Genomic DNA, 25,924 nt, shown 5'->3' on the forward strand with positions numbered 1-25,924 from the left:
GATGCCTTTGCTCACCGATGACGCCCCCGCATTGCCGCTGGATGCCCAGGGCATCCTGGAACTGGCGGCACGCTCCATGTTTCAGCTGTTCTCCAGCGTCAGCCAGGGCATGTTCCTGGTGGACCGCAGCGGGCGCATCGTGTGGGTGAACGAGGGCTACCAGCGTTTTCTGCCCGACCTTGGGTTCTCTTCGGTGGACCAGTTTGTCGGCCGCACGGTGGAAGAGGTGATCCCCAACACCCAGATGCGCCGCGTGCTCGAAACCGGCCAGCCCGTGCTCATTGACCTGCTCACCAACAAGGCGGGCACCTTCGTGGTCAGCCGCATCCCGCTGCGCGACGATGCGGACCGCGTGATCGGCGCCATCGGCATCGTGTTGTTCGACCATCCCGAGACCACGCTGCAGCCGCTGATCAGCAAGTTTGCCCTGCTGCAGCGCGATCTGGACGATGCACGGCGCGAGCTGGCCAGCCAGCGGCGGCGCAGCCTGACGGTGGCGGGTGACGGCGAGCGGCGGTCCAAATACACCTTTGCCAGCTTCATCGGGTCGAGCCCCGCTGCGGCCGAGGTCAAGCGCCAGGCACGCCGTGCAGCGCAGTCCACCAGCCCGGTGCTGCTGCTGGGCGAGACAGGCACCGGCAAAGAGCTGCTGGCCCACGCCATCCACGCTGCATCCAGCCGTGCAAGCGGCCCGTTTGTCAGCGTCAACATCGCTGCCGTGCCCGACACGCTGCTGGAGGCCGAGTTCTTTGGCGTGGCGCCCGGCGCCTACACCGGCGCGTCGGCCAAGGGGCGCGATGGCAAGTTCAAGCTGGCCGATGGCGGCACGCTGTTCCTCGACGAAATCGGCGATATGCCCCAAAGCCTGCAGGCCAAGCTGCTGCGCGCGCTGCAGGAAGGGGAGATCGAGCCGCTGGGCAGCAACAAGCTCGTGCCCTTCAACGTACGCATCCTGGCCGCCACCTCGCGCGATCTGGCTGGCCTGGTGCGTGAAGGCAAGTTCCGCGAAGACCTGTTTTACCGCCTGCACGTGCTGCCGGTGCGCGTGCCACCACTGCGTGCGCGGCGCAGTGACATTCCGGCACTGGTCGAGGCTCTGGGCGATGACCTGGCGCTGCGCAACGGCACGCCACCGCCCGAGCTGCTGCCCGAGGCCATGGCCTTGCTCGCTGGCCAGCCCTGGCGCGGCAACATCCGCGAGCTGCGCAACGTGCTGGAGCAGGCCGTGATGCGCAGCGAGGGCCAGTCCATCGACGCGGCGCAGCTCGAACGCATCCTGCGCGAAGCGGGCGTGGAGCCCGCCGCGCCGGTGCAGGACACCACCGCCGTGGTGGTCGAGGCCGAGGACGAGTCGCGCTACCTGCGGCCCCTGGCCGAACAGGTGGCCGAGCTGGAGCAGCGGGCCATCCATGCCGCCATGAAGGCCCATGGCGGCAACAAGCTGGCCACGGCGCGGCAGCTCGGTATCTCACGCGCCACGCTCTATGGACGTCTGGAAAACCCTGAATAAATTTCAGGCAATTGTCTGAAAATTAGACATTTATTGTGTATTGAATTCAGGCATAGCCTCCAGTGTGTGAGGAAAAGTTTCTTTGAAATCAAGCACTTGGCTGCTGGCACAGACTGTGCAATAAAGAAGCATCACAACAGGAGACATCGCCATGCACCGTCGCACTCTGGTCGCCCTCGCTTCCGCAGCCGTTACCGCCGCCACACTTTCCGCCCCTGCATTCGCACAGACCGGCGAAATTCGCATTGCCCACGTGTACAGCAAGACCGGCCCTCTGGAGGCCTATGGCAAGCAGACCCAGACTGGCCTGATGATGGGTCTGAACTACGCCACCGGCGGCAGCATGACGGTCAATGGCAAGAAGCTGGTCGTGATCGAGAAAGACGACCAGGGCAAGCCCGACCTGGGCAAGAGCCTGCTGGCCACCGCGTACTCTGACGACAAGGCCGACATCGCCGTCGGCCCCACCGCATCGGGCGTGGCCCTGGCCATGCTGCCGGTGGCCGAGGAATACAAAAAGATCCTGCTGGTCGAGCCCGCCGTGGCCGACTCGATCACCGGCGACAAATGGAACAAGTACATCTTCCGCACAGGCCGCAACAGCAGCCAGGATGCCATCTCCAACGCCGTGGCGGTGGACAAGGAAGGCGTGACGATTGCCACCTTGGCGCAAGACAACGCGTTTGGCCGCGATGGCGTGAAAGCCTTCAAGGACTCGGTCAAGAAGGCCAAGCTCGCCCACGAGGAATACCTGCCCGCTGCCACCACCGACTTCACCGCCGGTGCCCAGCGCTTGATCGACAAGCTCAAGGACCAGCCCGGCCGCAAGATCATCTGGGTGGTCTGGGCCGGTGCAGGCAACCCCTTCAAGATCGCCGACATGGACTTGAAGCGCTATGGCATCGAGATCTCTACGGGCGGCAACATCCTGCCCGCCATGGCCGCGTACAAGAACTTCCCCGGCATGGAAGGCGCCACGTACTACTACTTCGGCATCCCCAAGAACCCCGTGAACGAAGCCCTGGTGGCTGCGCATTACAAGGAGTTCAAGACTCCGCCAGACTTCTTCACCGCCGGTGGTTTCAGCTCGGCCATGGCGCTGGTCACAGCGCTCAAGGCCACGGGTGGCGACACCAACACCAACAAGCTCATCAAGACTATGGAGGGCATGAGCTTTGACACCCCCAAGGGCAAGATGACTTTCCGCAAGGAAGACCACCAGGCCATGCAGAGCATGTACCACTTCAAGATCAAGGTGGACCCGGCCTTTGCCTGGGGCGTGCCCGAACTGGTGCGCGAGATCAAGCCTGAAGAAATGAACGTGCCGATTCGCAACAAGCGATAAGACGGTCTTTTCGATGCGTTAGCGAGGCCCGACGGGTAGGACAACCATCCTGCCTCGTCGGGGTTCATCCCGCAGGGGCGGCCGCCCCTCTTTTTCCAGTGAATTGATGCATGAACTCCCGGGTTGACACGGGGGCTGGGTCAGACTTTCTCAAAATTATTTGGAGACAAGACAACATGGCTTTCAATTTCATCCGGGCGGCTGCAGCAGGGGCTGCGATAGCACTCTGTGGCGTGGCCAGTGTTCACGCTGCCGTCAACCTCCCCGCACTCAAGATCGACAAGACGCAGACCACGGTTTCCGGCCTGTCCTCGGGCGGCTTCATGGCCGTGCAGCTGCATGTGGCGTACTCGGCCACGTTTGCCAAAGGCGTGGGGGTGGTGGCGGGCGGCCCGTTCTATTGCGCCGAGGGCTCAGTCGTCAATGCCACGGGGCGCTGCATGGCCAGCCCCACGGGCATTCCCACCAGCACGCTGGTGAACACCACCAACACCTGGGCCGGTCAGGGCGTGATCGACCCCGTGGCCAACCTGCAGAACTCCAAGGTCTACCTGTTCTCGGGCACGCTCGACAGCGTGGTCAAGACGGGGGTGATGGATGCACTGCGCACCTACTACAACAGCTTCGTGCCAGCGGCCAACGTGGTCTACAAGAAGGACATCGCATCAGAGCATGCGATGGTGACGGACGACTATGGCAACGGCTGCTCCACCAAGGGTGCCCCCTACATCAGCGATTGCAACTTCGACCTGGCAGGCGCCATGCTGCAGCACCTGTACGGCACGCTGAACGCACGCAACAACGCCACGCTGCCCACCGGCAATTTCATCGAGTTCAACCAGAGCGAATTCATCACCAACCACGGCATGGCCACCACGGGCTGGGCCTATGTGCCCCAGGCCTGCCAGGCGGGCGGCACGGCCACCTGCAAGCTGCATGTGGTGCTGCATGGCTGCAAGCAGAACGTGAACGACGTGCAGCAGCAGTACGTGCGCAACACGGGCTACAACCGCTGGGCCGACAGTAACAACATCGTGATGCTGTACCCGCAGACCAGCCTGGCCGCCACCAACAGCTGCTGGGACTGGTGGGGCTATGACAGCGCCAACTATTCCAAGAAGTCCGGCCCGCAGATGGCTGCCATCAAGGCCATGGTGGACCGCGTGGGAAGCGGTGGAACCACCAACCCACCGGTGGACCTGCCAGCCCCCACGGGCGTGAGCACCTCGGGCGCCACGGCCAGCAGCATGGCGATTGGCTGGAACGCCGTGAGCGGAGCGGCCAGCTACAACGTGTACCGCAATGGCAACAAGACCAATGCGCTGCCCGTGACTGCCACGAACTTCACCGACACCAGCCTGGCCGCATCCACCACCTACAGCTGGACGGTGCGTGCCGCTGATGGCAACGGCGCCGAGGGCGCCGTGTCCGCCGCTGCATCCGGCACCACGCTGGCCGCATCGGGCGGCGGCACGGGCACCTGCACCACGGCCAGCAACTACGCCCACACCATGGCGGGCCGTGCCTACGTGTATGGCGGCTACACCTTCGCGCTGGGTTCCAACCAGAGCATGGGGCTGTGGAACATCTTTGTGAACAACACGCTGAAACAGACAAGCCCCAACTACTTCGTCATCGGAACTTGCCCTTGACGTGAAAAAGGGGGCCGCCCCCCCCTCGACCAACGATGACTACCGTGAAAGTGAACCACCACCCATGAGCACCTTGGCCACCAAGGACTTGACCATCCGCTTTGGCGGCCACGTGGCGGTCAATGCCGTGACCTGCTCTTTCGAGCCCGGCACGCTGACCGCCATCGTGGGCCCCAATGGCGCGGGCAAGACCACGTACTTCAACCTCATCTCGGGGCAACTCAAGGCCACCAGCGGCAGCGTCACGCTGGGCGGGCAGGACCTGACCGGGCAGTCCGTCTCGGCACGCACGCATGCGGGCCTGGGCCGGGCGTTCCAGCTCACCAACCTGTTCCCCAACCTCAGCGTGCTGGAGAACGTGCGCCTGGCCGTGCAGGCCACGCAAGAGGGCAAGCACCGCCGGGGCCTGAACCTGTGGAGCATCTGGAGCGACCACCGTGCGCTGACCGAGCGTGCTGAATCCATCCTGCAGACGGTGGCCATGTACGACCGTCGCGACACGCCCGTGGCCAGCCTGCCGCATGGCGACCAGCGCAAGCTCGAAGTGGCGCTGCTCATGGCGCTGGAGCCGCAGGTCTACATGTTCGACGAGCCCACGGCCGGCATGAGCCACGACGAGGCGCCCGTGATCCTGAACCTGATCCGCGAGCTTAAGAAGGACAAGACCAAGATCATCCTGCTGGTGGAGCACAAGATGGACGTGGTGCGCGAGCTGGCCGACCGCATCATCGTGCTGACCAACGGCACGCTGGTGGCCGACGGACCGCCGGCCGAGGTGATTGCATCGCCCGTGGTGCAAGAGGCCTACCTCGGTGTGACGAAGGAGGCCGCCGTATGACGACCAACCGCAACAAGGGCAATCTGCTCGAACTCAAGGGCGTGCACACCCACATCGGGGCGTACCACATCCTGCATGGCGTGGACTTGGCCGTGCCCCAGGGCGAGCTCACCATGCTGCTCGGCCGCAACGGCGCGGGCAAGACCACCACACTGCGCACCATCATGGGCCTGTGGCATGCGTCGCAGGGCTCCATCCACTTCGGCGGCAAGGACATCACGGCAATGAACACCCCTGCCATCGCGGGCCTGAACATCGCCTATGTGCCCGAGAACATGGGCATCTTTGCCGACCTGACGGTCAAGGAAAACATGCTGCTGGCCGCCCGCAGCGCGCGCAATGCCGCGCAGATGGACGAGGCGCGGCTGCAGTGGATCTTCAAGCTCTTCCCCGCCGTGGAGAAGTTCTGGAACCACCCGGCCGGCAAGCTCAGCGGCGGGCAAAAGCAGATGGTGGCCGTGAGCCGCGCCATCGTCGAGCCGCGCGACCTGCTCATCGTGGACGAGCCCAGCAAGGGCCTGGCGCCCGCCATCATCAACAACATGATCGAGGCGTTCGACCAGCTCAAAAAGAGCGGCGTGACCATCTTGCTGGTCGAGCAGAACATCAACTTTGCCAAGCGGCTCGGCGACACCGTGGCCGTGATGGACAACGGCCAGGTGGTGCATGCAGGCAGCATGGCTGCGCTAGCCGAAGACGAAGCACTGCAGCGCTCGCTGCTGGGGTTGGCACTATGAGTTTTGCACCAGATTTCAAGCCTTTTGAGCTGCTAGCGCTTGATGGTAAAGCGCTGGCAGCTATTAAATATGTAGCAAATGCGCAGATGTCGCCTGCCATGCAAGGAGGCCGCGTATGAGCGCCATCACCCGTGACTTCGACTGGAAGCCCCTGGCCCTGGTGCCCGCGCTTGCGCTGCTGGTGCTGCCCTTCATCGGTTCACCCAGCACCTGGCTCACGCTCACCGTGGCGGGCCTGGCGATGGGCATGATCATCTTCATCATTGCCTCGGGCCTCACGCTGGTGTTCGGCCTGATGGACGTGCTCAACTTCGGCCACGGCGTGTTCATTGCCTTGGGCGCATTCGTGGCCACCAGCGTGCTGGGCGCCATGGGCGACTACACCCAAAGCGCTGACCTGTGGCGCAACCTGATGGCTGTGCTGCCCGCCATGCTGGTGGCCATGGCCGTGGCGGGGGCCGTGGGCCTGGCGTTCGAGCGCTTCATCGTGCGGCCCGTGTACGGCCAGCATTTGAAGCAGATCCTCATCACCATGGGCGGCATGATCATTGGTGAAGAACTCATCAAGGTCATCTGGGGCCCCGCGCAGATTCCGCTGCCGCTGCCTGAGGGCATGCGCGGCTCGCTGCTGATTGGTGACGCCGCCATCGAGAAATACCGCCTGATCGCCGTGGCGGTGGGCCTGGTGGTCTTCGGCGTACTGGCCTGGACGCTGTCGCGCACCAAGGTGGGCCTGCTCATCCGCGCTGGCGTGCAAGACCGCGAGATGGTGGAGAGCCTGGGCTACCGCATCCGCCGCCTGTTCGTGGGCGTGTTCGTGGTGGGCTCGGCCCTGGCGGGCCTGGGCGGCGTGATGTGGGGGCTTTACCAGCAGAACGTGATCCCGCAGATGGGCGCACAGGTCAATGTGCTGATCTTCATCGTGATCATCATCGGAGGCCTCGGCAGCACGGGTGGCGCGCTCATTGGCGCGCTGCTGGTGGGGCTGATGGCCAACTACACCGGCTTCCTGGTGCCCAAGGTGGCGCTGTTCTCCAACATCGCGTTGATGGTGGCCATCTTGCTGTGGCGACCCCAGGGCGTCTATCCGGTCGCTAACCGTTGAGGAAACAAGACCATGTTGAACCGTCTTCTTTCCAACGACTACCCGCGCAGCAAGGTGCTGGCGGTGATCCTGGTGGCCATCCTCATCGGGCTGGCGTTTGCCCCGTTCCTGTTCCCGGGCGTCAAGGCGCTGTCGGTGGCGGCCAAGGTGCTGATCTTTGTGGTGCTGGTCGCCAGCTTTGACCTGCTGCTGGGCTACACCGGCATCGTGAGCTTTGCGCACACCATGTTCTTTGGCATCGGGGCCTATGGCATCGCAGTGGCCACCACGCGCCTGGGCCCCACCTGGACGGCGCTGGGCGTGGGCATTGGTGGCGCGCTGCTGCTGTCCCTGCTGCTGTCGCTGGCGGTGGGGCTGTTCTCGCTGCGCGTGCGCGCCATCTTCTTCGCCATGATCACGCTGGCGGTGGCGGCGGCGTTCCAGACTCTGGCCTCGCAGCTGTCCGACATCACCGGCGGTGAAGACGGCCTGACCTTCAAGGTGCCCGAATTCCTGTCGCCCAGTTTCGAGCCCTTCGAAGAGCCCTTTCTGGGCGTGACCATCGACGGGCGCCTGATCTGCTACTACCTGCTGTTCGTCACCGCCGTGGCCCTGGTGCTGGCCCTGCTGCGCATCGTCAACTCGCCCTTTGGCCGCGTGCTGCAGGCCATCCGCGAGAACGAATTCCGTGCAGAGGCCATTGGCTACCGCGTGGTGGTGTACCGCACCACATCGAGCGTGCTGTCGGCCCTGTTCGCCACGCTGGCGGGTTGCATGCTGGCGCTCTGGCTGCGCTACAACGGGCCGGACACTTCGCTGAGCTTCGAAATCATGATGGACTGCCTGCTCATCGTGGTGATCGGTGGCATGGGCACCATCTATGGCTCTGCCATCGGGGCGGTGCTTTTCCTGGTGGCGCAAAGCTACCTGCAAGACTTGCTGCGGCTAGGCAGCGAGGCTGCCACGGGTCTGCCCTGGCTGTCGGCATTGCTCTCGCCTGACCGCTGGCTGCTGTGGCTGGGAGTGCTCTTCGTTCTTTCGGTCTATTACTTCCCTACCGGTGTGGTGGGGCGTCTGCGCGCGGCAGCTGCGCGCAAGGCGGGGTGAGTGGCCCCGGCCGCGCCGGGTGACCGGCGTGGCCTGGGTGTGTGGATGAGCTGTGCAACCAGAAGCAAAGAAAAACTCCAGGAGACAAGCACATGAAGATGAACATCAAGAACCCGCGTTTCCGTCCCCTTTCTCGTCCCCTTTCCCGTCCGTTCCTGCCCGCAGCGCTGGCCGCTGCGGTGCTGGCTGCCTGCGGTGGCAGCAGTGGCGACAGTGCCGCCCCCAACACCAAGCCCGGCTACCTCGGCACCATCAGCGAGACCACGTACGACGGCGCCAGCAATGACCTGCTCACGGCGGGCCTGGGCGCCACGGGCCTGGCCGCTGCCGTGCCCCCCGCGTTTGCCGACCCCCTCAAGCCCACGGCGGCTGAACTGCGCCGCACCGCCATCCACACCAACTACCGCGCCATGCTCGACATGACGGCAGCCGGTGGTTACGGCACGCTCTACGGTCCCAATGTGGATGCGCAGGGCAAGGTCACCACGGGCGAAGGCAAGGTGGCGGGCACCGAATACATCGCGTTTGCCGATGACGGCACAGGCCGCAAGAACGTCACCCTCATGGTGCAGGTGCCCGCCAGCTTCGACCCCAAGAAGCCCTGCATGATCACCGCAACCACCTCGGGCTCGCGCGGCGTGTACGGCGGCATTTCCACCGGAGAGTGGGGCCTCAAGAAGGGCTGCGCCGTGGCCTACTCGGACAAGGGCACGGGCGGCGCGCCGCACGACCTCATGAACGACACCGTGCCGCTGATCGACGGCACACGCACCACGGCCGCCGCAGCGGGCAAGGCCGCAGCCTTCAACGCAGGCCTCACGGCCACCGAGCAGGCCGCCTTCAACACCGCCACCCCCAACCGCTTTGCCTTCAAGCACGCCCACTCGGGCCAGAACTCTGAGAAGGACTGGGGCACGAGCACGCTGCAGGCCGTGGAGTTTGGCTACTACGTGCTCAACCAGCGCTACGGCGCCACCGACGCAGCGGGCCAGCGCCTCAAGACGCTGACCCCGGCCAACACCATCGTGATCGCATCGAGCATCTCCAACGGCGGTGGCGCGGCCATTGCGGCGGCCGAGCTGGACACGCAGGGCCTGATCAGCGGCGTGGCCGTGTCCGAGCCCGCCATCGAGATGCCCGCCAACCCCGGTGTTACGGTGCGCCGAGGCAGCGCCGACGTGGCCGTCACCGGCAAGACGCTGGTGGACTTCACCACCTACGCCAACCTCTACCAGGCCTGCGCGTCGCTTGCACCCTCGGTCAGCACCAGTCCGTTTGCCGCCGCGTTTGCGGCCGGGTTTGCCAGCGCTGCGTTGCCCATAGCGCCCAACCGCTGCGCGTCGCTCAAGGCGGCAGGACTGCTCACTGCCAGCACCATGCCCGCGCAGGCCGAAGAGGCATTGCAAAAGCTGCGCGCCTACGGTTGGGAGCCCGAGTCCAACGACCTGCATGCCTCCATGGCGGCGTTTGAAGTGTCCCCCGCCGTGGCCGTGACCTTTGCCAACGGCCTCTCGCGCGCCAGCGTGCAAGACAACCTCTGCGGCTTCAGCTACGCCGCCACGGCGGCCACTGGCGGGGTCACCCCGCTGGCCGCCGCTGCATTGCCAGGCATGTTTGCCACCGGCAACGGTGTGCCTCCCTCGGGCGGCATCAACCTGGTCAACAACCTCGGCAAGCTGGGCCCGGCGCGCGACTTCCTGTCGGTGTCGGACGCCGGTGTAGCCGACTGGAACCTGAGCGGCGCGCTGTGCCTGCGCAACCTCGTCACCGGCAATGACGCCGCCGCCAAGAAGCTGCAGGCTGGTGTTCAGGAAACCCGCCGCAACGGCAACCTGCGCGGCAAGCCCGCTGTGATCGTGCATGGCCGTGCCGATGCGCTGCTGCCTGTGAGCCACACCTCGCGCCCCTATGCCGCGCTGAACAAGAAGGTCGAAGGCGCCGCCAGCAAGCTCAGCTATATGGAAGTGGCCAACGCCCAGCACTTCGACAGCTTCATCGGCCTGCCCACGGTGCTGCCGGGCTATGACAGCCGCTACGTGCCGCTGCATGTGTACCTGAACCACGCGCTCGATGCCGTGTATGACCACCTCGCCAGCGGCAAGGCGCTGCCCGCCAGCCAGGTGGTGCGCACCGTGCCGCGCGGCGGCACACCGGGCAGAGCCCCGGCCATCACCGCCGCCAACGTGCCGCCGCTGGCTACCACGCCTGCTGCCGCCAACGCCATCGCCATCACGGCGGGCGCCATTGCCATCCCCGACTGACCCAAGGAGCTTTGCCAGACGACACACCGTCACCGCCGCCCACCGGGCACGCGTGGGGGCCATCGGCCCTTGCGCCGCCCGTGGGCGCGGCTGCAAGCAACACAAACAGGGGATGAACCGAATGGACAAGGTCAAGACATGGAGCCGCCGTGCGGCGGCAGCACTGGCGGTGCTGTGGGGCGGGGCCACGGCGCCCTCGCTGCACGCCGCCGAGATTGTGGTGGGGCAGGTGGCACCGCTCACCGGCGTGCTGGCCAGCACTGGCGCACAGATGGTGCTGGGCGGCAAGATCTACTTTGACTGGGTGAACGCCCAGGGCGGCGTGCACGGCGCGACCATCCGCCAGGAGGTGGCCGACGACGCTTACAAGGTGGCCGACACCGTGAAGCTCACCCGCGAGATGCTGGCCAAGCCCGAGGTGGTGGCGCTGTATGGCTTTGCGGGCACGGCCAACATCACCCAACTGCTGGCAGACGGCGTGTTGCAAGAGGGCGGTGCGGCGCTGGTGGCGCCTTACACGGGGGGCGAATCGCTGCGCAACCCGTTCAACCCCTGGATCTTTCATGTGCGCGCCGGCTATGTCGATGAGACCGAGCACATGGTGCAGCAGCTCACCACACTGGGCATGAACCGTGTGGCCGTGATGTACCAGGACGACGGTTTTGGCAAGGCGGGCCTGGCGGGGGTCGAGGCGGCCCTCGCTAAGCGCAACCTCAAGCTCGTGGTAGCAGCAGGCTACGAACGCAATACCGACAAGGTCGATGAGGCCGTCAAGGCCATCAAGGCCGCCGATGTGCACGCGGTCATCATGATCGCGGTGAACAAGCCTGCGGCGGCCTTTATCCAGCGCTACCGCGAGCAGGGCGGTGGCGCGCAGCTCTACAACATCTCGGTGGTGGACCCGACCGAGCTGGTCAAGCTCGCGGGCCTGAAGAACGCGCACGGCCTGGGCATCAGCCAGGTGGTGCCGTACCCCTACCGGCCCCAGTTGCCAGTGGTGCGTGAATACCAGTCACTGCTCAAGAAATACGCCCCCGAGGCCGAGGTCAACTACACCAGCTTCGAGCAGTTTCTGGGCGCCAAGGTGCTGGTCGAGGCCCTGCGCCGTGCCGGGCCCGCGCCCACGCGCGCCAAGGTCGTCAAGGCGCTGGAGTCGCTGCAAAGCTTTGACCTCGGCGGCATCACGCTGGGCTACTCCCCCACCAACCGCATCGGCTCACGGTATGTCGAGGTCACTGTCATTGGCAGCAATGGTCGCCTCATGAAGTGAGCCGCCGATCCCTTTTTATTCTCTGTTCCACAAGGTCGCCATCATGTCCCCCACCTCGCGCTACCTCACCTGCGCTGGCTATGAAATCCACACCACGGAGTGGGGTGCGCCCGACGCGCCGGTGGTGATTGCCTGGCACGGCCTGGCGCGCACCGGGCGCGACATGGACCCCCTGGCCGCCCACCTCGCGTCACGCTATCGCGTGATCTGCCCCGACACCCTGGGCCGGGGCCTGAGCCAGTGGGCGCGCGCCCCGCAGGACGAATACCGCCTCTCGTTCTACGCGCGCATCGCGGCCGATCTGTTCGACCAATTGGGTGTCGAGAAAGCGCACTGGGTGGGCACGTCGATGGGCGGGGCCATCGGCACCGTGTGCGCCTCGGGTTTGTTCGAGCCGCAGCTCAAGGGCCGCATCCAGAGCCTGCTGCTCAATGACAACGCCCCGCGCCTGGCCGACGCCGCGCTGGAGCGCATCAAGGCCTACGCAGGCCACCCGCCCGCGTTCGACACCGTGCGGGAGCTGGAGGCGTTCTTCCGGCAGGTCTACACGCCCTACGGCTGGCTCAGCGATGCACAGTGGCGCCTGCTGACCGAGAGCAGCACCCGCCGCCTGCCCGACGGCCGCGTGACGCCGCATTACGACCCGGCCATGGTGCAGCAGTTCACCCACCACACCAACGACTACCTGATCTGGGACCACTACGACGCGCTCGACATCCCCGTGTTGTGCCTGCGTGGCGAAGAGTCGGACCTGGTGCTGCGCGATACCACCGCCGAGATGCTGACCCGGGGGCCTGGCGCCCGTGGCTTGGCCCAGGTGGTGGAGGTGCCCGGCTGCGGCCACGCGCCCGCGCTCAATGTGCCGGAGCACTACGCACTGGTGGATGGCTTTCTGGCCCGCGCATCCTGATCGGACACCGGGGAGCAGCGCAGCGTTGAAGGCGAGGGCGCTGCGCAGTACATTGGGCTCAGTCCACTGAACCCGCTGCCATGAAACCTCTGCTGCTCATCGCCTCGCACCTGCTCACCCTGGTCATCGGGTTTGCGCTGGGTGTGTATGTGCTGCCGATCCTGATCGCGCCCGACGCCCCCACGCTGCAGCAAATCCAGTCAAGCCAGCCCGCTGCGCAATGGACTGCCACGTTCCGCCGTGACCTGAAAGACAGCGACGCCCTGCACTGGGGCGAAGGCGCCGTGTCCATCAGCCCGCAGGCCATCAGCCTAGTGGGCAAGCTGGCCCCGGGGCCGGACTACAAGCTCTACCTGTCGCCCGAGTTTGTCGAGACCGAGGCCGACTTCAAACGCCTCAAGCCCCAGATGCTGCGCGTGGGCGATGTGAAGACGTTCAACAACTTCATCGTCCCGCTGCCGCAGGGCGTGGACCCGGCCAAGTTCAACACGGTGATTGTGTGGTGCGAAACCTTCAGCGAGTTCATCACCGCTGCGAAGTACCAATAACCAGGGGACGGACGAAAGCGGGTGTCACTGGCCGATCTGCGCCAGCGCAGCCTGCAGCCCCGCCAGCCCGCCCACGCGCTGGTTGTTGATGAAGATCTGCGGCATCTGCCGCACCGAAGGCCCGCACTTGGCATAAAACGCCAGGCGCTCGGCCTCGTCGTCGATCTTGATTTCCTCAAAAGGCAGGGAGCGCGACTGCAGCAGCTTCTTGGCCGAATCGCATTGGGGGCAGGCGGATTTGGAGTAAACGGTGATTTGAAAAGTCATGGCCGGAGTTTACGGGTGGGCCATGGCAAGCGCCCGCGCCGGGCTTTCGCCACAACAGCGTTTGTGATGGCAGAATACCAACTGGTTTGTTTTGTGACCAATTGGTAATTTATGCCCTTCTTCCTATCCTGCTTCCGCCGCTGCGCCTGGTTGGGGCTTGCTGTGGCGTTGCTTGCCTTGAGTGGCTGCTCGTCCACCCGCCCGCCCGAGGGCATCACCCCCGTCACCCCGTTTGACCTAGCCCGTTATGAGGGCCGCTGGTACGAGGTGGCCCGGCTTGACCACTCGTTCGAGCGCGGCATGACGGATGTGAGCGCCACTTACCAGCGCCAGGCGGACGGCAGCGTGCGCGTGCTCAACCGGGGCTTTGACACCGGCAAGAACGACTGGCGCCAGGCGGAAGGCAAAGCGCTGTTCACGGGCGATGCCAACACCGCATCGCTCAAGGTGTCGTTCTTTGGTCCCTTTTACGGCGGCTACCACGTGGCCGCGCTGGATGCCAACTACCAGTGGGCTCTGGTAGTGGGGCCGGACCGCAGTTACTGCTGGATCCTGTCGCGCACCAAGCAACTGCCCCCCGGTGTGCGCGAGCAGCTCATCGCCCGCGCCAGCGCGCTGGGCATCGACACCCAGGACCTGATCTGGGTGACCCACGAACGCACAGACCCTCAGCCATGATCAGCACCGCGACCCCTTTGCCCATCGCCGTTGTGGGTGCAGGCCTGGCAGGCTTGTCGTGCGCACAGGCGCTGCTGCAGGCGGGGCACACGGTGCATGTGTTCGACAAATCCCGTGGCCCGTCTGGCCGTATGAGCACCCGCCGCGCCGAAGATGAAAGCGGCCCCTGGCAGTGCGACCACGGCGCCCAGTATTTCACTGCCCGCGACCCGGCCTTTCGCGCCGAAGTGGCCCGCTGGCAGCAAGCCGGTGTGGCAGCGTTGTGGAATGCCCGACTGGCCAGCTTTGACGGCAATGCCTGGTCCACCCCAGCGACACCGCTGGAGCGGTTTGTGGGCACGCCGCGCATGACATCGCCGGCCGCCTGGCTGGTGCAGCACCTGGGCGAGCCTGCGCTGGCGCAGTGGCAAACCACCGTGCAGCGGCTGGACCACACCGAGGGCGGCTGGTCCCTCACCTCGGCAGAACATGGCCTGCACAGCCCGCGATACAGCGCAGTGCTGCTGGCCGTTCCCGCCCCGCAGGCCGTGCCCTTGCTGGCCGCCGTGGCACCTGCGGGCGCCGCCTTGGCCGCCAGCGCACGCATGCGTGGCAGCTGGGCTGTGATGCTGCGCTACGCAAGCCCTGTGGCCCTGCCCTGGGAGGGGGCGTTCATCAACACCGGCCCACTGCGCTGGGTGGCGCGCGACAGCAGCAAACCCGGCCGCACGGGGCAAGAAACCTGGCTGCTGCACGCCAGCCCCGAATGGAGCGAAGCCCACATCGAAGACAGCGCTGAGGCCGTCACCGCCGCCCTGCTCGCCGCCTTTGCCGCCCTGGGTGGCCCCGCACCTTTGGCCGCCACCGCCCACCGCTGGCGCTATGCCGACACCGAACCCGCGCTCACGCAGGGCAGCTGGTGGGATGCGCAAATGCGCCTGGGCCTGTGTGGCGACTGGTTGCACGGCGGAAAGGTCGAAGGCGCGTGGCTCAGCGGGCGTGCGCTGGCGCAGCAGGTGTTGAAGCCTGCGTAACCAACCCACAGGTCCGCCATGCGCATGCGCAAAAAATCAGACCTTCCGCAAAAAACCTGCCTTCACTGCGGCCTGCCCTTCGCCTGGCGCAAGAAGTGGGAGAAGGTGTGGGACGAGGTGAAGTATTGCTCCGACCGCTGCCGCAGTGAACGCAAGCGCAGCAGCACTTCGCAAGGCGTGGCAGGGGAGGGCGCTGCATGAGCACCGTGCTGTTCTGGTTTCGCAACGATCTGCGGCTGCACGACCAGCCCGCGCTGCACGTGGCGCTCACCAGCGGGGCTACGCATCTGCTGCCCGTGGTGTGCCTGCCCGCGCCCGATGAACGCACGCCCTGGGGCTTTGCCCGCGTAGGCTCCCACCGCCGCGCCTTCACCGCTGCCGCGCTGCGCGGGCTGCATCAACAGACGAGCGCACTGGGCAACCCGCTGTTGGTCTGCCAGGCCCCACCCGCCACCGCCTTGCCACAACTGGCCCAGGCCGTGGGGACCACCACCGTGGTGTGCGAAGACATCGCAGCCCCCTACGAGCAGGCCGAGGTGGCCGCACTGCGCGCAGCAGGCCTGCAGGTGCGTAGCGTATGGCACAGCAGCCTGCTGCACCCGGCCGACATGCCCTGGCCTGCCTCTGACCTGCCCGGTGTGTTCACCAGCTTCCGCCAGAAGGTCGAGCGTGCAGGCATCACCCCCGCTGCACCACTGCCAGCACCAGCCCAACTGCTGCCGCCACCCGATGTGCCTACCTCCGTGCTGCAAGCCGTGGGCGCAGAGCAGGGCGCTGCCAGCATCCAGCAACCCACACCGCCCCAGGGCACCGATGCCCGCTCATCCTTCCCCTACGGCACACCTGCATGCGACGGCAGCGAGGCTGCCGCGCTGGCCCACCAGGCGCAGTACCTGGCCCGCAAGCTGCCTCACAGCTACAAGGCCACGCGCAACGGGCTCACGGGGCTGGACTACTCCAGCAAGTTCTCACCCTGGCTGGCCACGGGTGCACTCTCGCCGCGCCAGATCTATGCCGATTTGAAAGCCTTTGAGCGCGACCACGGCGCCAACGACGGCACCTACTGGCTGTGGTTTGAGCTGCTGTGGCGCGACTACTTTCGGCTGCTGCACCAGCAATACGGCGCAACGCTGTACCGGGCGCGCGGCCTGTCAGAACTGCCGCCCGCCCGACACAACCCGCGCGGCTTTGACCACTGGTGCCGGGGCGAGACGGGCGAGCCACTGGTCGATGCCGCCATGCGTGAGCTGGCTGCCACCGGATATCTGAGCAACCGCCTGCGCCAGGTGGTGGCCAGCTACCTCATCTACGACCTGCACGGCGACTGGCGCGCAGGCACTGCGTGGTTTGAATCGCAACTGGTGGACTACGACGTGTACAGCAACCAGGCCAACTGGCTCTACATTGCCGGGCGCGGCACCGACCCGCGCGGGGGGCGCCGCTTCAACCCCATCAAGCAGGCGCAAGACCACGATGCCGATGGCAGCTACCGCCGCCTGTGGGGCACGGCATGACCACGCCGCCGTCCCGCACTCACACCCTGCGACTGCTGCTGGGCGACCAGCTCAACCCCGAGCATTCATGGTTTGCCACGCTGGACGAAGGCGTGGTCTACGTGCTGATGGAAGTGCGGCAAGAGACCGACTATGTGCTGCACCACGCGCAAAAGATCCTCGCCATCTTTGCCGCCATGCGCGACCTGGCCCGCCACCTGCGCGAGGCCGGGCACCGCGTGCGCTACGTGGCGATTGATGACGCCAGCAACCGCCAGTCGGTGCCCGACAACCTGGCCGCCCTCATGGCCCACTACGGTGCGCACACGCTGCAATACCAGCACCCCGACGAATGGCGGCTGGACGAGCAGCTGCGCACCTGGGGTGCAGAGCAAGCCTTTGCCGTGCAGGCCGTGAGCAGCGAGCACTTCTACGCCACCCGCACCGAAATGGCCGAGGTGTTCCAAGGCCGCAAGCAGTGGCTCATGGAGCACTTCTACCGTCGCATGCGCCAGCGCCACAGCGTGCTGATCGACGCAGCGGGTGAGCCCGAAGGTGGGCAGTGGAACTACGACCACGACAACCGCAAGCCCTGGCCCGGCACACCCGCGCTGCCGCCCGATGCCCGCCCCACGCACGACCACAGCGCACTGTGGGCCACCATCCAGGCCGCAGGCGTGCAAAGCTTTGGCAACCCGCAGGCCCATGCATTGCGCTGGCCCCTCAACAGGGCCGAGGCACTGGCGTGGCTGGAGCACTTCATCACCACCACGCTGCCGCACTTTGGCGCGTATGAAGACGCCATGAGCACAAAGAGCAGCAGGCTCTTTCACTCCCTGCTGTCCTTTGCCCTCAACACCAAAATGCTGCGCCCGCAAGAGGTGGTGCAACGCGCCCAGGTCGCCTACCACGCAGGCGCTGCGCCCCTGCCTGCGGTGGAGGGCTTTGTCCGCCAGATCCTTGGCTGGCGCGAATATGTGCGCGGCATCTACTGGGCCCACATGCCCGGCTACGACGAGCGCAACGCCCTGGGCCACAGCACGCCGCTGCCAGAGTGGTTTTGGACGGGCAACACTCGCATGCGCTGCATGCAGCACGCCGTGGGCCAGTCGCTGGAGTTTGCGTACGCCCACCACATCCAGCGCCTCATGGTCATAGGCAACTTTGCGCTGCTGGCGGGGCTCGACCCTGCCGCCGTGCACCGCTGGTACCTGGGCGTGTACATCGACGCCTTTGAATGGGTAGAAGTGCCCAACACCGTGGGCATGAGCCAGTTTGCCGACGGCGGCCTGCTGGCCACCAAGCCCTATGTGAGCAGCGCCGCCTACATTGACCGCATGAGCGACTACTGCAGCGGCTGCCACTACGACAAGAAGCTCAAGGTGGGTGACCGCGCCTGCCCGTACAACGCCCTGTACTGGGATTTTTTTGCGCGCAACGAAGGCACGCTGGGCAACAACTTCCGCCTCGGCATGGTGTACCGCCAGCTGCAAAAGATGCAGGGCCCGCAGCTCGATACGCTGCGTGAGCATGCGGCCAGCTTGCGCACGCGGCTGGATTCGCTGTAGCCCGCTTGCCTAACCATCTCAAGTCCCCTCACCGCAGGACCGCACCATGTCTCCAGCCCAGCCTACGTCAACATCCTTCACCTCTTTGCAGTCATTGCCTGACGGCTACCGCGCCCTCGTCATCGGCGCCACCGGTGCCATCGGCAGCGCCTTCCTCGCCCACCTGCAGGCCGACCCGCGCTGCGCCCTGGCCGTGGGCCTGGGCCGCCACACCAGCCCGGCGGTGGACCTGGATGACGAAGCCACCATTGCCGCCGCCGCCCACCAGCTCAAGGCCCAGGGCCCGTGGCACTGCATCATCCACGCCGCTGGCATGCTGCACGGCCCCCACGGCATGCCCGAAAAGCGCCTGGGCCAGCTGAACTACGCGCAGATGGAGGCCACCTTCCGCACCAACACCTTCGGCCCGGCTCTCGTGCTGGCCCACTTTGCACCGCTGTTGCCCAAACAGGGGCGCGGCCTGCTGGCCGTGCTCTCGGCCAAGGTGGGCAGCATTGGCGACAACCGCCTGGGCGGCTGGTACAGCTACCGCGCCAGCAAGGCCGCGCTCAACATGCTGGTCAAAACGGCTGCCATCGAAGTGGCCCGCACCCACCCGCAGGCCGTGCTGGTGGCATTACACCCGGGCACTGTCAAATCGGCGTTGTCGGCCCCGTTCCACGGTGCAGAAATCGGCCGCCCGGCTGCAGATGCGGCGGGTGACATGCTGCGGGTGCTGGATGGGTTGCCGGTGGAGGAAACGGGGTGCTTTTACGCTTACAGCGGCGACAAGCTGCCGTGGTGATGGCGACGTGGATTGCTATGGTTTTGATACCGATGGTGCAATACCAGCGTGCGGTAGCAGCCCTTTTAGGCAACTTTTTTGTGACGTGGCTGTTTTCCCGCTTGCACCAGCCTGGGTGGTTCAGCAAAAAATTCTTGACGCAACCGCATCGAATCAGGTCGCACGGGTATTTCATGCTGCATCCATGGAGAATGCCGCATGCTTTCACCCACCTCCCGTGACCTCAACCTGGTCGTCTCCCACACTACAGCCGCTGCCTCTTCCGTGAGTGATTGGGTGGCGCGGCACTATGGCCTGCCAGTGCAGCAGTGCTACCTGATCCGCCGCAACCTCAACGACAACTACGCCGTGCGGGCCACGGATGGCAGCCGCTATGTGGCGCGGCTTTGTGCCATCCGGCCGCGTGGCGCGTTCAATGTGGATTTTGAAGTCGCGCTGCTGGCCCACCTGGACGCAAAGGGCGTGGGCGTGACCACGCCGGTGCTGGCTGCGAACGGAGCTGCCAGCGTTACCCTGCCGTTCCCTGAGGGCCCGCGTGCGCTGGTGCTGTTTCGCCACTGCGATGGTGCCGTGCCCGATACGCCCGAGGAACTGCATCTGACCGGCGCCACGCTGGCCCAGATTCACAGCGCCGCGCAAAGCTACGCAGGCCCAACAAGCCGCTATGTGCTGGACGGCCACCATCTGGCAAGCCGCACGCTGGACTACCTTGCCGCCCATCCTGATCTGGCCCCCACCGTGCTGGATGCCTACCGGCAACTGATTGAGCGCCTTCTGAGCGAGTTGGCGAATGTTGAGTGCACCTTGACCCGCGTGATGTGCCACGGCGACACGCATGGCTTCAACAACCATGTGACCACCGATGCCGATGGTGTGCAGCGCGCCGCCTTCTTTGACTTTGACGACGCCGGACCAGGGTTCCTGACCTATGACCTGTGTGTGTGGCTGTGGTCGAACCTACCGCGCAAGGCCCCCATGGAGCCCGACGAAGCCTTGCTCAAGCGCTGGCAGCAGTACCTGGCCGGCTACCGCGCAGGGGGCGGCCGTGTCACCGATGCCGACCTTGCTGCCTTGCCCCTGTTCCTGCAGTTGCGGCACCTGTGGAATATGGGGGAGGGCGTGGCGCGCATCCACCATTGGGGCGCCAACATGATGTCTGCCGACTGGATCAAGAAGCAGCTCGATGTGATGGCCGCTTGGGCCCGTCTGGAGCTGCCACCCGGCTGATGCGGCAATCTCCTCGTACAGGCCATCCTTAAATCGCCGGGTAGCTGCCCGTGCTCCCCGGCCACGCTGTCAGCACCTCATAGCCGCTGTCCGTCACCGCCACCATGTGCTCCCACTGGGCGGAGAGCGAGCGGTCCTTGGTCACCACCGTCCAGCCATCGGCCAGCTCCTTGGTCTCGCGCTGGCCTGCGTTCAGCATGGGCTCGATGGTGAAGACCATGCCCGCCTCCAGCCGCAGTCCCTGGCCCCGCCGCCCGTAATGCAGCACCTGCGGCTCATCGTGGTACACGGTGCCAATGCCGTGGCCGCAGTACTCGCGCACCACGCTGAAGTTCTCGCGCTGCGCCACGGTGGCAATGGCGTTGCCCACATCGCCCAGCGTGGCGCCGGGCTTCACCTCGCGGATGCCTGCGCACAGCGCCTCGTACGTGGTGCGCACCAGCCGCTGGGCCAGCACGCTGGGCGTGCCCACGCAGAACATGCGGCTGGTGTCGCCATACCAGCCGTCTTTTTCCACCGCCACATCAATGTTCACGATGTCGCCCTTCTTCAGCATCTGCTGGGGCGAGGGGATGCCGTGGCACACCACGTGGTTCACCGAGGTCAGCACCGTCTTGGGGTAGCCCAGATAGCCCACATTGGCAGGCCGCGCGCCCTGCACGTTCACGATGTGGTCGTGGCACATGCGGTCCAGTGCGTCGGTGGTCACGCCCGGCACCACATGCGGCTCGATCATCGCCAGCACCTCGGCCGCTAGTTGTGCGGCCCGCCGCGCCATCACCAGTTCTTCGGCCGAGCGGATCGGCACCCCACGGTCAGCGCGCGCCATCAGTGCGGCTGCTTTCTGGCGCGTGCGGTGGGGGCGTCTGCAGCAGGCTTGCTGTCCAGTTCACCCCGCGCCGCCAGCGCCACGTCCAGCCCACCCGCCAGCTCGGCCCGAACCAGCATCTGGCAAATCTCGCGGTGGTCCAGGTCGGGGTACATCTCGGCCAGCATGCCCACGCGCATCCAGTGCTCGGCCTGGGAGTTGATGGAACGGCTCAGCGCCGTGCTGGCCAGACGCAGGTTTTCGTGCATCTGGTCGGAAATTTTGACTATGCCCATGGGCTACCTATATATGAAACGTAGTCGAATTATATATTTCGTCTGTTGGGCAGGGCGCAGTGGGGTGGTGGCACCGGGCTCGTTGATCTTGCTTGTAGGTCGTCGCGGTACCTTTGCCCCCGGCGATGAACAGAGGATGAATGCGCCATTCAGCAGGCATTCAAGGGGAGGCTTCCACAATGCCCTCCAACACGCATGCAGACACCTCATGGATAGCGAAGTTGCCGCTGGAAGGAGCCGATGGGTGCCCACTTTGCATGAGCAACCACACGCTGCGATACGGGCTGGGCGGGCCTACATTGCGCAACCCTGCGCAGCCTCAACCATGAACCGTGTGGGATGTGTTAAGTCATGTATTACCGACTTCAAGGAGCCTCTCATGAAACACCACCCCTCTTTGCGGCGCGGCCTTCTGATTCTTTCACTGGCCCTGGCTGCATCGCCCACATGGGCCGGTGACGATTGCGATGCGCCGTTGCACCGCTGGCAGAACCGTGAAGCGGTGCTGCAGATGGCAGCCGCGCAGGGCTGGCAGATCCAGCGCCTGAAGATTGACGACGGTTGCTATGAAATTCGCGGCACGGACGTCCAAGGCCGCGCTTTCAAAGCCAAGATCGATCCGGAAACACTGAAGGTGTTGAAGATGAAGCAAGACAACCACCAGCGTGCCCGGGAACGTGATCGTGATGACGACGGTGCTGCGCGGCAGCCCCGACCACCGCAACCGGACGGCGCCGCCGTGCCATCGCCTTTGTTGACGCCTGGCACCGCGCCACGCGGCCAGATCGAGTAACCACCTTTCTCACAGGAGCATCACCATGTCCAAACCTCTTTTGACCCTTTTGGCCACCGCCTGCGCGCTGGCCCTTCCGGCCCTGGCGTACAGCCGCCCACTCACGCTGACCGCCCAGCTCAAAAACTACGGTGGCGACGGCGCCTACGTGGCGGCCTACCTGACCGACGCCAAAGGCAACTATGTGCGCACGCTGTGGGTCGCCGGCGGCAAGGCCAAGTACCACAAGCACTTGTCTGACTGGAGCCGCCTCTCGGCCGGCGACGCCAAGCGCCTGGATGGCGTCACCGGTGCCAGCGTGGGCGCGGGGCGCACACTCAAGGTCACCGCCGATCTGGCGGATGCACTGATGGATGCGGGTTATGAAATCCGCATCGATGCCGCTGTGGAAGACATGCGGGACAGCCCGTCGGAGGTCCGCATCCCGCTGTCCAAAGCGAACGTCGGCAAGCCGCAGGCTGGCAAGCAGTACATCCAGTCGGTGACCTTCCAACTTCAGTAAAGGGGCTTGCGTGAGCTGGAAAGTCATCCACCGCTGGCTGGGCCTGACCGTTGGCACCCTGGCTGTGGTGCTGGGCATCACCGGCTCTGTCTTGGCGATCGACCCAGTGCAGCAGGCGTGGCAGGCCCCCGTCGCACCAGGCGATTTGCCCGTGGCCATGCTGGTGGAGCGCGTGACGCGCAGCGTCCCGGGTGTGGAGGAAATTCGCCGTCTGCCTTCGGGTGCCATCGCGGTGTTCAGCTTTGCTGGCGACCAGCCGCAGGCGTCTTACGTGGATCCGGCCGATGGCAAGGTGCTGGGTGCGTGGCAACCCTCGGCGCTTCCGCGCTGGGTGAAGAACCTGCACCGCTCACTGTTGCTGGGCGACGCCGGGCGCTGGGGTGCTGCGGGCATTGCGCTGGCCATGGCCTTGTTGTGCGTCTCTGCGCTGGTGCTGTTGCTGCGGCGCATGGGCGGCTGGCAGCGGCTGGCGGCACGGGTGCGTGGATCGCTGGCGCAGCGGATCCATGTGGTCACGGGCCGTGTGGTGCTCGCCGTGCTTTGCCTGACATCACTCACGGCGCTGACCATGAGCGCCTCGACCCTGGGGCTGGTGGCGTTGGACACAAGGACCGAGCCGGAAGTGCTCTCCGTGGTCACCGGCAAACCGGATTTGCCAGGCGCACAGCTTGCCACGTTGCAAAGCCTTGCTGTGCAGGATTTACGCAAACTGAATTTTCCCGGCGCCACCGACCCGGAGGACACCTGGAAGGTCGCCACCGCCCAGGGTCAAGGTTGGATCGACCGGTACTCTGGCCAGATGCTGGCCTGGCAGGACGCCACCCTGGCTCAGCGCGTCTATGACTGGGCCGTGGTGCTGCACACGGGCGAAGCCGCCTGGCCCTGGGCCGTGGTGCTGGGGCTCGTGGGCGCCAGCGTGTTGCTGTTCTGGCTGTCGGGCGTTGTCATATGGTGGCAAGCACGCCGCCTGGCGCCGCATATCACAGGCAACACCCCGCTGGCACAGGCTGATGTGCTTATCTTCGTGGCCAGCGAAGGCGGCAGCACCTGGGGTTTTGCCCAAACGCTGCAAGACGCGCTGAGCCAAGGTGGCCACCGCGTTCACACCAGCGCACTGGAGAATTTTCAAACCACCGCCACCACGCGGCAGGTGTTTGTGCTTGCAGCCACCTATGGCGAAGGCCAGGCCCCCGCACACGCCAGCCACGCTCTGGAGCACATCGCCAAGCTGAACGTCAGCGCCGTGCCAGTGACGGTACTGGGCTTTGGCGACCGGCAGTTTCCGGCCTTCTGCGCCTTTGCCGAGGCGCTGGATCGGACGCTGCGCGCACGGGGCTGGCCCGCGTTGCTGCCGCTGGAGTGCATCCACCAGCAATCGGGCCAGCAGTTTGCACGGTGGGGCATTGCGCTGGCGCAGGCGCTGAACGAACCCCTGGTGCTGGAGCATGTACCGCGCCTGCCGCCCACCGCCGTGCTCACGCTCATCGCACGCCAAGACTACCCCGGTGTTACCGGACAGCCCACGGCGATCCTGCGTTTTGCGTGGCCTTCACAGGGCCTAGTCACGCGTTTGCGCGGGCACGGTCTGGCGCGGTTTGCGGCAGGCGATCTTGTGGGCATAGTGCCACCGGGTTCAGCCGTGCCGCGGTATTACTCGCTGGCGTCGGGCTGGGAGGACGGATTTCTGGAAATCTGCGTGCGCCAGATGCCCGGTGGCCTGTGCTCCATGCACCTGCTGGGCCTGCAGGTGGGGGACAGCATCACCGCCTTCATCCGCACCAACCCCGGATTTTCGCTACCGCGAACGCGGCGGCCTGTGTTGCTGATTGGGGCGGGTACAGGTGTGGCGCCGCTGGTCGGCTTCATACGCCGCAACGACAGACGCAGCCCCATGCATCTGTATTTCGGCGGGCGCGACCCGGCGCGCGATTTTTTCTTCGGTGCCGAAATCCAGCGCTGGCTCGGCGAGGGACGCCTGGCCACTTTGCAAACGGTTTTCTCCCGCGTGCCCGACGGCGGTGGCTATGTGCAGGACGCCTTGCGACGCGACGCCGAGCACCTGCGCGGCTGGGTGGTGCAGGGCGCCATAGTGCGGGTCTGCGGAAGCCGCGCCATGGCGCAGGGCGTGGCCGAGGCGCTGGACGCGGTGCTGGAACCGCTGCAGTTGAGCGTCGCGGCGCTGAAAGCCAAGGAGCGCTATGCCGAAGATATCTTCTGACACCACTGCGGCCCACAAGCGCACCACCTTGCACGGCCCCACCATGGGCACACGCTGGTCGGCCAGTGTCGATGCCGACAACTCCATGGACCTTGCGGCCTTGCGCCAGGCCCTTGCCGCTGCGGTCGAGCAGGTTGACGAGCAGATGTCGCCCTGGAAGCAGGATAGCGACCTCATGCGCCTGAACCGCGCGCCCGTGGACGCCTGGGTCGACCTGCCCGTTGAAATACTGGAGGTACTCGACTGTGCGCTCGATGTCCAACGCCTGAGCGCGGGCGCTTTCGATCCGTGCATGGGGGCGCTGGTCGATGCCTGGGGGTTCGGCGCGGTGCGCGACGCACCCGACGCGGATGCAATCCGCACCGCACGCCAACTCCCGCCGCGAACTGGGCACGGGGGCCTGGAGCTGGACAGGCCCGCAGGCCGCGCCCGAAAGCGTTTGCCCTTGCAACTCGACTTGTGCGGCATTGCCAAGGGCTACGCGGTGGACCGCATGGCCAATGTGCTGCAACTGCACGGTGCGCGGCACGCGCTGGCCGCGCTGGATGGTGAGCTGCGCGCCGTGGGCAGCCAGGCGAGCGGCTCGCCCTGGGCTGTGGCTCTCGAACGGCCCGAGGCAGGGCGCCGCGGGGTGCATGGGGTCATCGAGCTGGAGGATCTGGCTGTGGCCACCTCAGGCGACTACCGACGCTATCTGGAAGTGGGTGGTGCGCGCCTTGCGCACACCATGGACCCGCGCCGCTGCGCACCCGTGAACAACGCCGTGGCATCGGTCACCGTGCTGGCGCGTACCTGCATGCATGCGGATGCGTGGGCCACGGCTTTGCTGGTGGCAGGTCCCGACGAAGGTCTGGCCATGGCACAGCGCATGGGGATGGATGTGCTGTTCCTGTTGCGCCGTGCTGAGGGTTTGGTCAACGTGGGGCTGGGTCGTTTTGGCAGATCCGGTGGCGCTATACCGCATGAGCGTCCCGTCTCCGGATAGCTTCTCAGGCCCCTCCTTGGGCGCGCAACA

26 protein-coding genes are annotated in these 25,924 nt (G+C 65.7%); 23 read left to right on the top strand and 3 right to left on the bottom strand.

What is annotated here, in order from left to right; translation table 11 throughout:
• Position 1: 1 nt before the first annotated feature.
• From C8C94_RS02150 to C8C94_RS02200, 12 genes are all read left to right on the top strand, one after another.
• Complete coding sequence (locus C8C94_RS02150; protein WP_121419551.1) at positions 2–1,510, top strand: sigma-54-dependent Fis family transcriptional regulator; 1,509 nt, start codon at positions 2–4, stop codon at positions 1,508–1,510.
• Positions 1,511–1,661: 151 nt separating this feature from the next.
• A complete protein-coding gene (locus C8C94_RS02155) occupies positions 1,662–2,855 on the top strand; it encodes a substrate-binding domain-containing protein (RefSeq protein ID WP_121419552.1) in 1,194 nt (397 codons plus the stop codon).
• 176 nt (positions 2,856–3,031) lie between these two features.
• Positions 3,032–4,507, top strand: coding sequence for a PHB depolymerase family esterase (locus C8C94_RS02160; RefSeq protein ID WP_121419553.1), 1,476 nt, complete (start codon positions 3,032–3,034; stop codon positions 4,505–4,507).
• A 64-nt stretch (positions 4,508–4,571) separates the two neighbouring features.
• Positions 4,572–5,345, top strand: coding sequence for an ABC transporter ATP-binding protein (locus C8C94_RS02165; protein WP_121422644.1), 774 nt, complete (start codon positions 4,572–4,574; stop codon positions 5,343–5,345).
• Positions 5,342–6,082, top strand: a complete 741-nt coding sequence (locus C8C94_RS02170; RefSeq protein ID WP_121419554.1) for an ABC transporter ATP-binding protein — start codon at positions 5,342–5,344, stop codon at positions 6,080–6,082. Before C8C94_RS02165 ends, C8C94_RS02170 begins: the two co-directional genes overlap by 4 nt.
• Positions 6,079–6,201 carry a hypothetical protein gene (locus tag C8C94_RS25965; protein ID WP_255424223.1) on the top strand — a complete coding sequence of 41 codons (123 nt, stop codon included), beginning with the start codon at positions 6,079–6,081 and terminating at the stop codon, positions 6,199–6,201. Before C8C94_RS02170 ends, C8C94_RS25965 begins: the two co-directional genes overlap by 4 nt.
• Positions 6,198–7,187 carry a branched-chain amino acid ABC transporter permease gene (locus C8C94_RS02175; protein WP_121419555.1) on the top strand — a complete coding sequence of 330 codons (990 nt, stop codon included), beginning with the start codon at positions 6,198–6,200 and terminating at the stop codon, positions 7,185–7,187. The genes C8C94_RS25965 and C8C94_RS02175 overlap by 4 nt, the downstream gene beginning before the upstream one ends.
• A 12-nt stretch (positions 7,188–7,199) precedes the next feature.
• Entirely contained in the window at positions 7,200–8,273 is a 1,074-nt protein-coding gene (locus C8C94_RS02180; protein WP_121419556.1) for a branched-chain amino acid ABC transporter permease, read from the top strand.
• 92 nt (positions 8,274–8,365) lie between these two features.
• Positions 8,366–10,534 (top strand): D-(-)-3-hydroxybutyrate oligomer hydrolase, encoded by a 2,169-nt coding sequence (locus tag C8C94_RS02185; protein ID WP_121419557.1) that lies wholly within the window; start codon positions 8,366–8,368, stop codon positions 10,532–10,534.
• Positions 10,535–10,655: 121 nt separating this feature from the next.
• Positions 10,656–11,804, top strand: a complete 1,149-nt coding sequence (locus C8C94_RS02190) for an ABC transporter substrate-binding protein (RefSeq protein WP_370449763.1) — start codon at positions 10,656–10,658, stop codon at positions 11,802–11,804.
• 43 nt (positions 11,805–11,847) lie between these two features.
• Positions 11,848–12,714, top strand: coding sequence for an alpha/beta fold hydrolase (locus tag C8C94_RS02195; RefSeq protein WP_121419559.1), 867 nt, complete (start codon positions 11,848–11,850; stop codon positions 12,712–12,714).
• An 80-nt stretch (positions 12,715–12,794) separates the two neighbouring features.
• Complete coding sequence (locus C8C94_RS02200) at positions 12,795–13,262, top strand: DM13 domain-containing protein (protein WP_094287412.1); 468 nt, start codon at positions 12,795–12,797, stop codon at positions 13,260–13,262.
• A 24-nt stretch (positions 13,263–13,286) separates the two neighbouring features.
• Here the strand turns inward: C8C94_RS02200 and C8C94_RS02205 are convergent, their stop codons facing one another.
• Positions 13,287–13,529 (bottom strand): glutaredoxin domain-containing protein, encoded by a 243-nt coding sequence (locus C8C94_RS02205; protein ID WP_055400446.1) that lies wholly within the window; start codon positions 13,527–13,529, stop codon positions 13,287–13,289.
• Between the two features lie 111 nt (positions 13,530–13,640).
• Between C8C94_RS02205 and C8C94_RS02210 the strand changes: the two genes are divergently transcribed.
• The 7 genes from C8C94_RS02210 (at position 13,641) to C8C94_RS02245 (ending at position 20,292) form a co-directional block, all read left to right on the top strand.
• Positions 13,641–14,207 (top strand): lipocalin family protein, encoded by a 567-nt coding sequence (locus tag C8C94_RS02210; RefSeq protein WP_121419560.1) that lies wholly within the window; start codon positions 13,641–13,643, stop codon positions 14,205–14,207.
• Positions 14,204–15,220 (top strand): NAD(P)/FAD-dependent oxidoreductase, encoded by a 1,017-nt coding sequence (locus C8C94_RS02215; protein WP_121419561.1) that lies wholly within the window; start codon positions 14,204–14,206, stop codon positions 15,218–15,220. The genes C8C94_RS02210 and C8C94_RS02215 overlap by 4 nt, the downstream gene beginning before the upstream one ends.
• 18 nt (positions 15,221–15,238) lie before the next feature.
• The gene (locus tag C8C94_RS02220) at positions 15,239–15,421 is read left to right on the top strand and encodes a DUF2256 domain-containing protein (RefSeq protein ID WP_121419562.1); all 183 of its coding nucleotides are present in this window, start codon (positions 15,239–15,241) and stop codon (positions 15,419–15,421) included.
• Entirely contained in the window at positions 15,418–16,734 is a 1,317-nt protein-coding gene (locus C8C94_RS02225; RefSeq protein WP_121419563.1) for a DASH family cryptochrome, read from the top strand. The genes C8C94_RS02220 and C8C94_RS02225 overlap by 4 nt, the downstream gene beginning before the upstream one ends.
• Positions 16,731–18,281 carry a cryptochrome/photolyase family protein gene (locus tag C8C94_RS02230; protein ID WP_121419564.1) on the top strand — a complete coding sequence of 517 codons (1,551 nt, stop codon included), beginning with the start codon at positions 16,731–16,733 and terminating at the stop codon, positions 18,279–18,281. Before C8C94_RS02225 ends, C8C94_RS02230 begins: the two co-directional genes overlap by 4 nt.
• A gap of 46 nt (positions 18,282–18,327) precedes the next feature.
• Positions 18,328–19,065: an SDR family NAD(P)-dependent oxidoreductase gene (locus C8C94_RS02235; RefSeq protein ID WP_121419565.1), complete on the top strand. Its 738-nt coding sequence runs from the start codon at positions 18,328–18,330 to the stop codon at positions 19,063–19,065.
• A 198-nt stretch (positions 19,066–19,263) separates the two neighbouring features.
• Positions 19,264–20,292 (top strand): phosphotransferase enzyme family protein, encoded by a 1,029-nt coding sequence (locus C8C94_RS02245; RefSeq protein ID WP_121419567.1) that lies wholly within the window; start codon positions 19,264–19,266, stop codon positions 20,290–20,292.
• A 28-nt stretch (positions 20,293–20,320) separates the two neighbouring features.
• Here C8C94_RS02245 and map read toward each other — a convergent pair whose 3' ends face one another.
• Both map and C8C94_RS02255 read right to left on the bottom strand, forming a co-directional pair.
• Complete coding sequence (gene map, locus C8C94_RS02250; RefSeq protein WP_121419568.1) at positions 20,321–21,121, bottom strand: type I methionyl aminopeptidase; 801 nt, start codon at positions 21,119–21,121, stop codon at positions 20,321–20,323.
• A complete protein-coding gene (locus C8C94_RS02255; protein WP_094287431.1) occupies positions 21,121–21,396 on the bottom strand; it encodes a ParD-like family protein in 276 nt (91 codons plus the stop codon). The genes map and C8C94_RS02255 overlap by 1 nt, the downstream gene beginning before the upstream one ends.
• A gap of 379 nt (positions 21,397–21,775) precedes the next feature.
• Between C8C94_RS02255 and C8C94_RS02260 the strand changes: the two genes are divergently transcribed.
• The 4 genes from C8C94_RS02260 to C8C94_RS02275 are packed head-to-tail and all read left to right on the top strand — an operon-like array spanning position 21,776 to position 25,894.
• Entirely contained in the window at positions 21,776–22,189 is a 414-nt protein-coding gene (locus C8C94_RS02260; RefSeq protein WP_121419569.1) for a PepSY domain-containing protein, read from the top strand.
• 25 nt (positions 22,190–22,214) lie between these two features.
• Entirely contained in the window at positions 22,215–22,691 is a 477-nt protein-coding gene (locus C8C94_RS02265) for a DUF2271 domain-containing protein (RefSeq protein WP_055402955.1), read from the top strand.
• A 10-nt stretch (positions 22,692–22,701) separates the two neighbouring features.
• A complete protein-coding gene (locus tag C8C94_RS02270; protein WP_121419570.1) occupies positions 22,702–24,909 on the top strand; it encodes a PepSY domain-containing protein in 2,208 nt (735 codons plus the stop codon).
• Positions 24,890–25,894 (top strand): FAD:protein FMN transferase, encoded by a 1,005-nt coding sequence (locus C8C94_RS02275; RefSeq protein WP_121419571.1) that lies wholly within the window; start codon positions 24,890–24,892, stop codon positions 25,892–25,894. Before C8C94_RS02270 ends, C8C94_RS02275 begins: the two co-directional genes overlap by 20 nt.
• Positions 25,895–25,924: the final 30 nt, after the last annotated feature.

The sequence above is a fragment of the Acidovorax sp. 94 genome, assembly GCF_003634645.1.
Taxonomy (GTDB): Bacteria; Pseudomonadota; Gammaproteobacteria; order Burkholderiales; family Burkholderiaceae_C; genus Acidovorax; species Acidovorax facilis.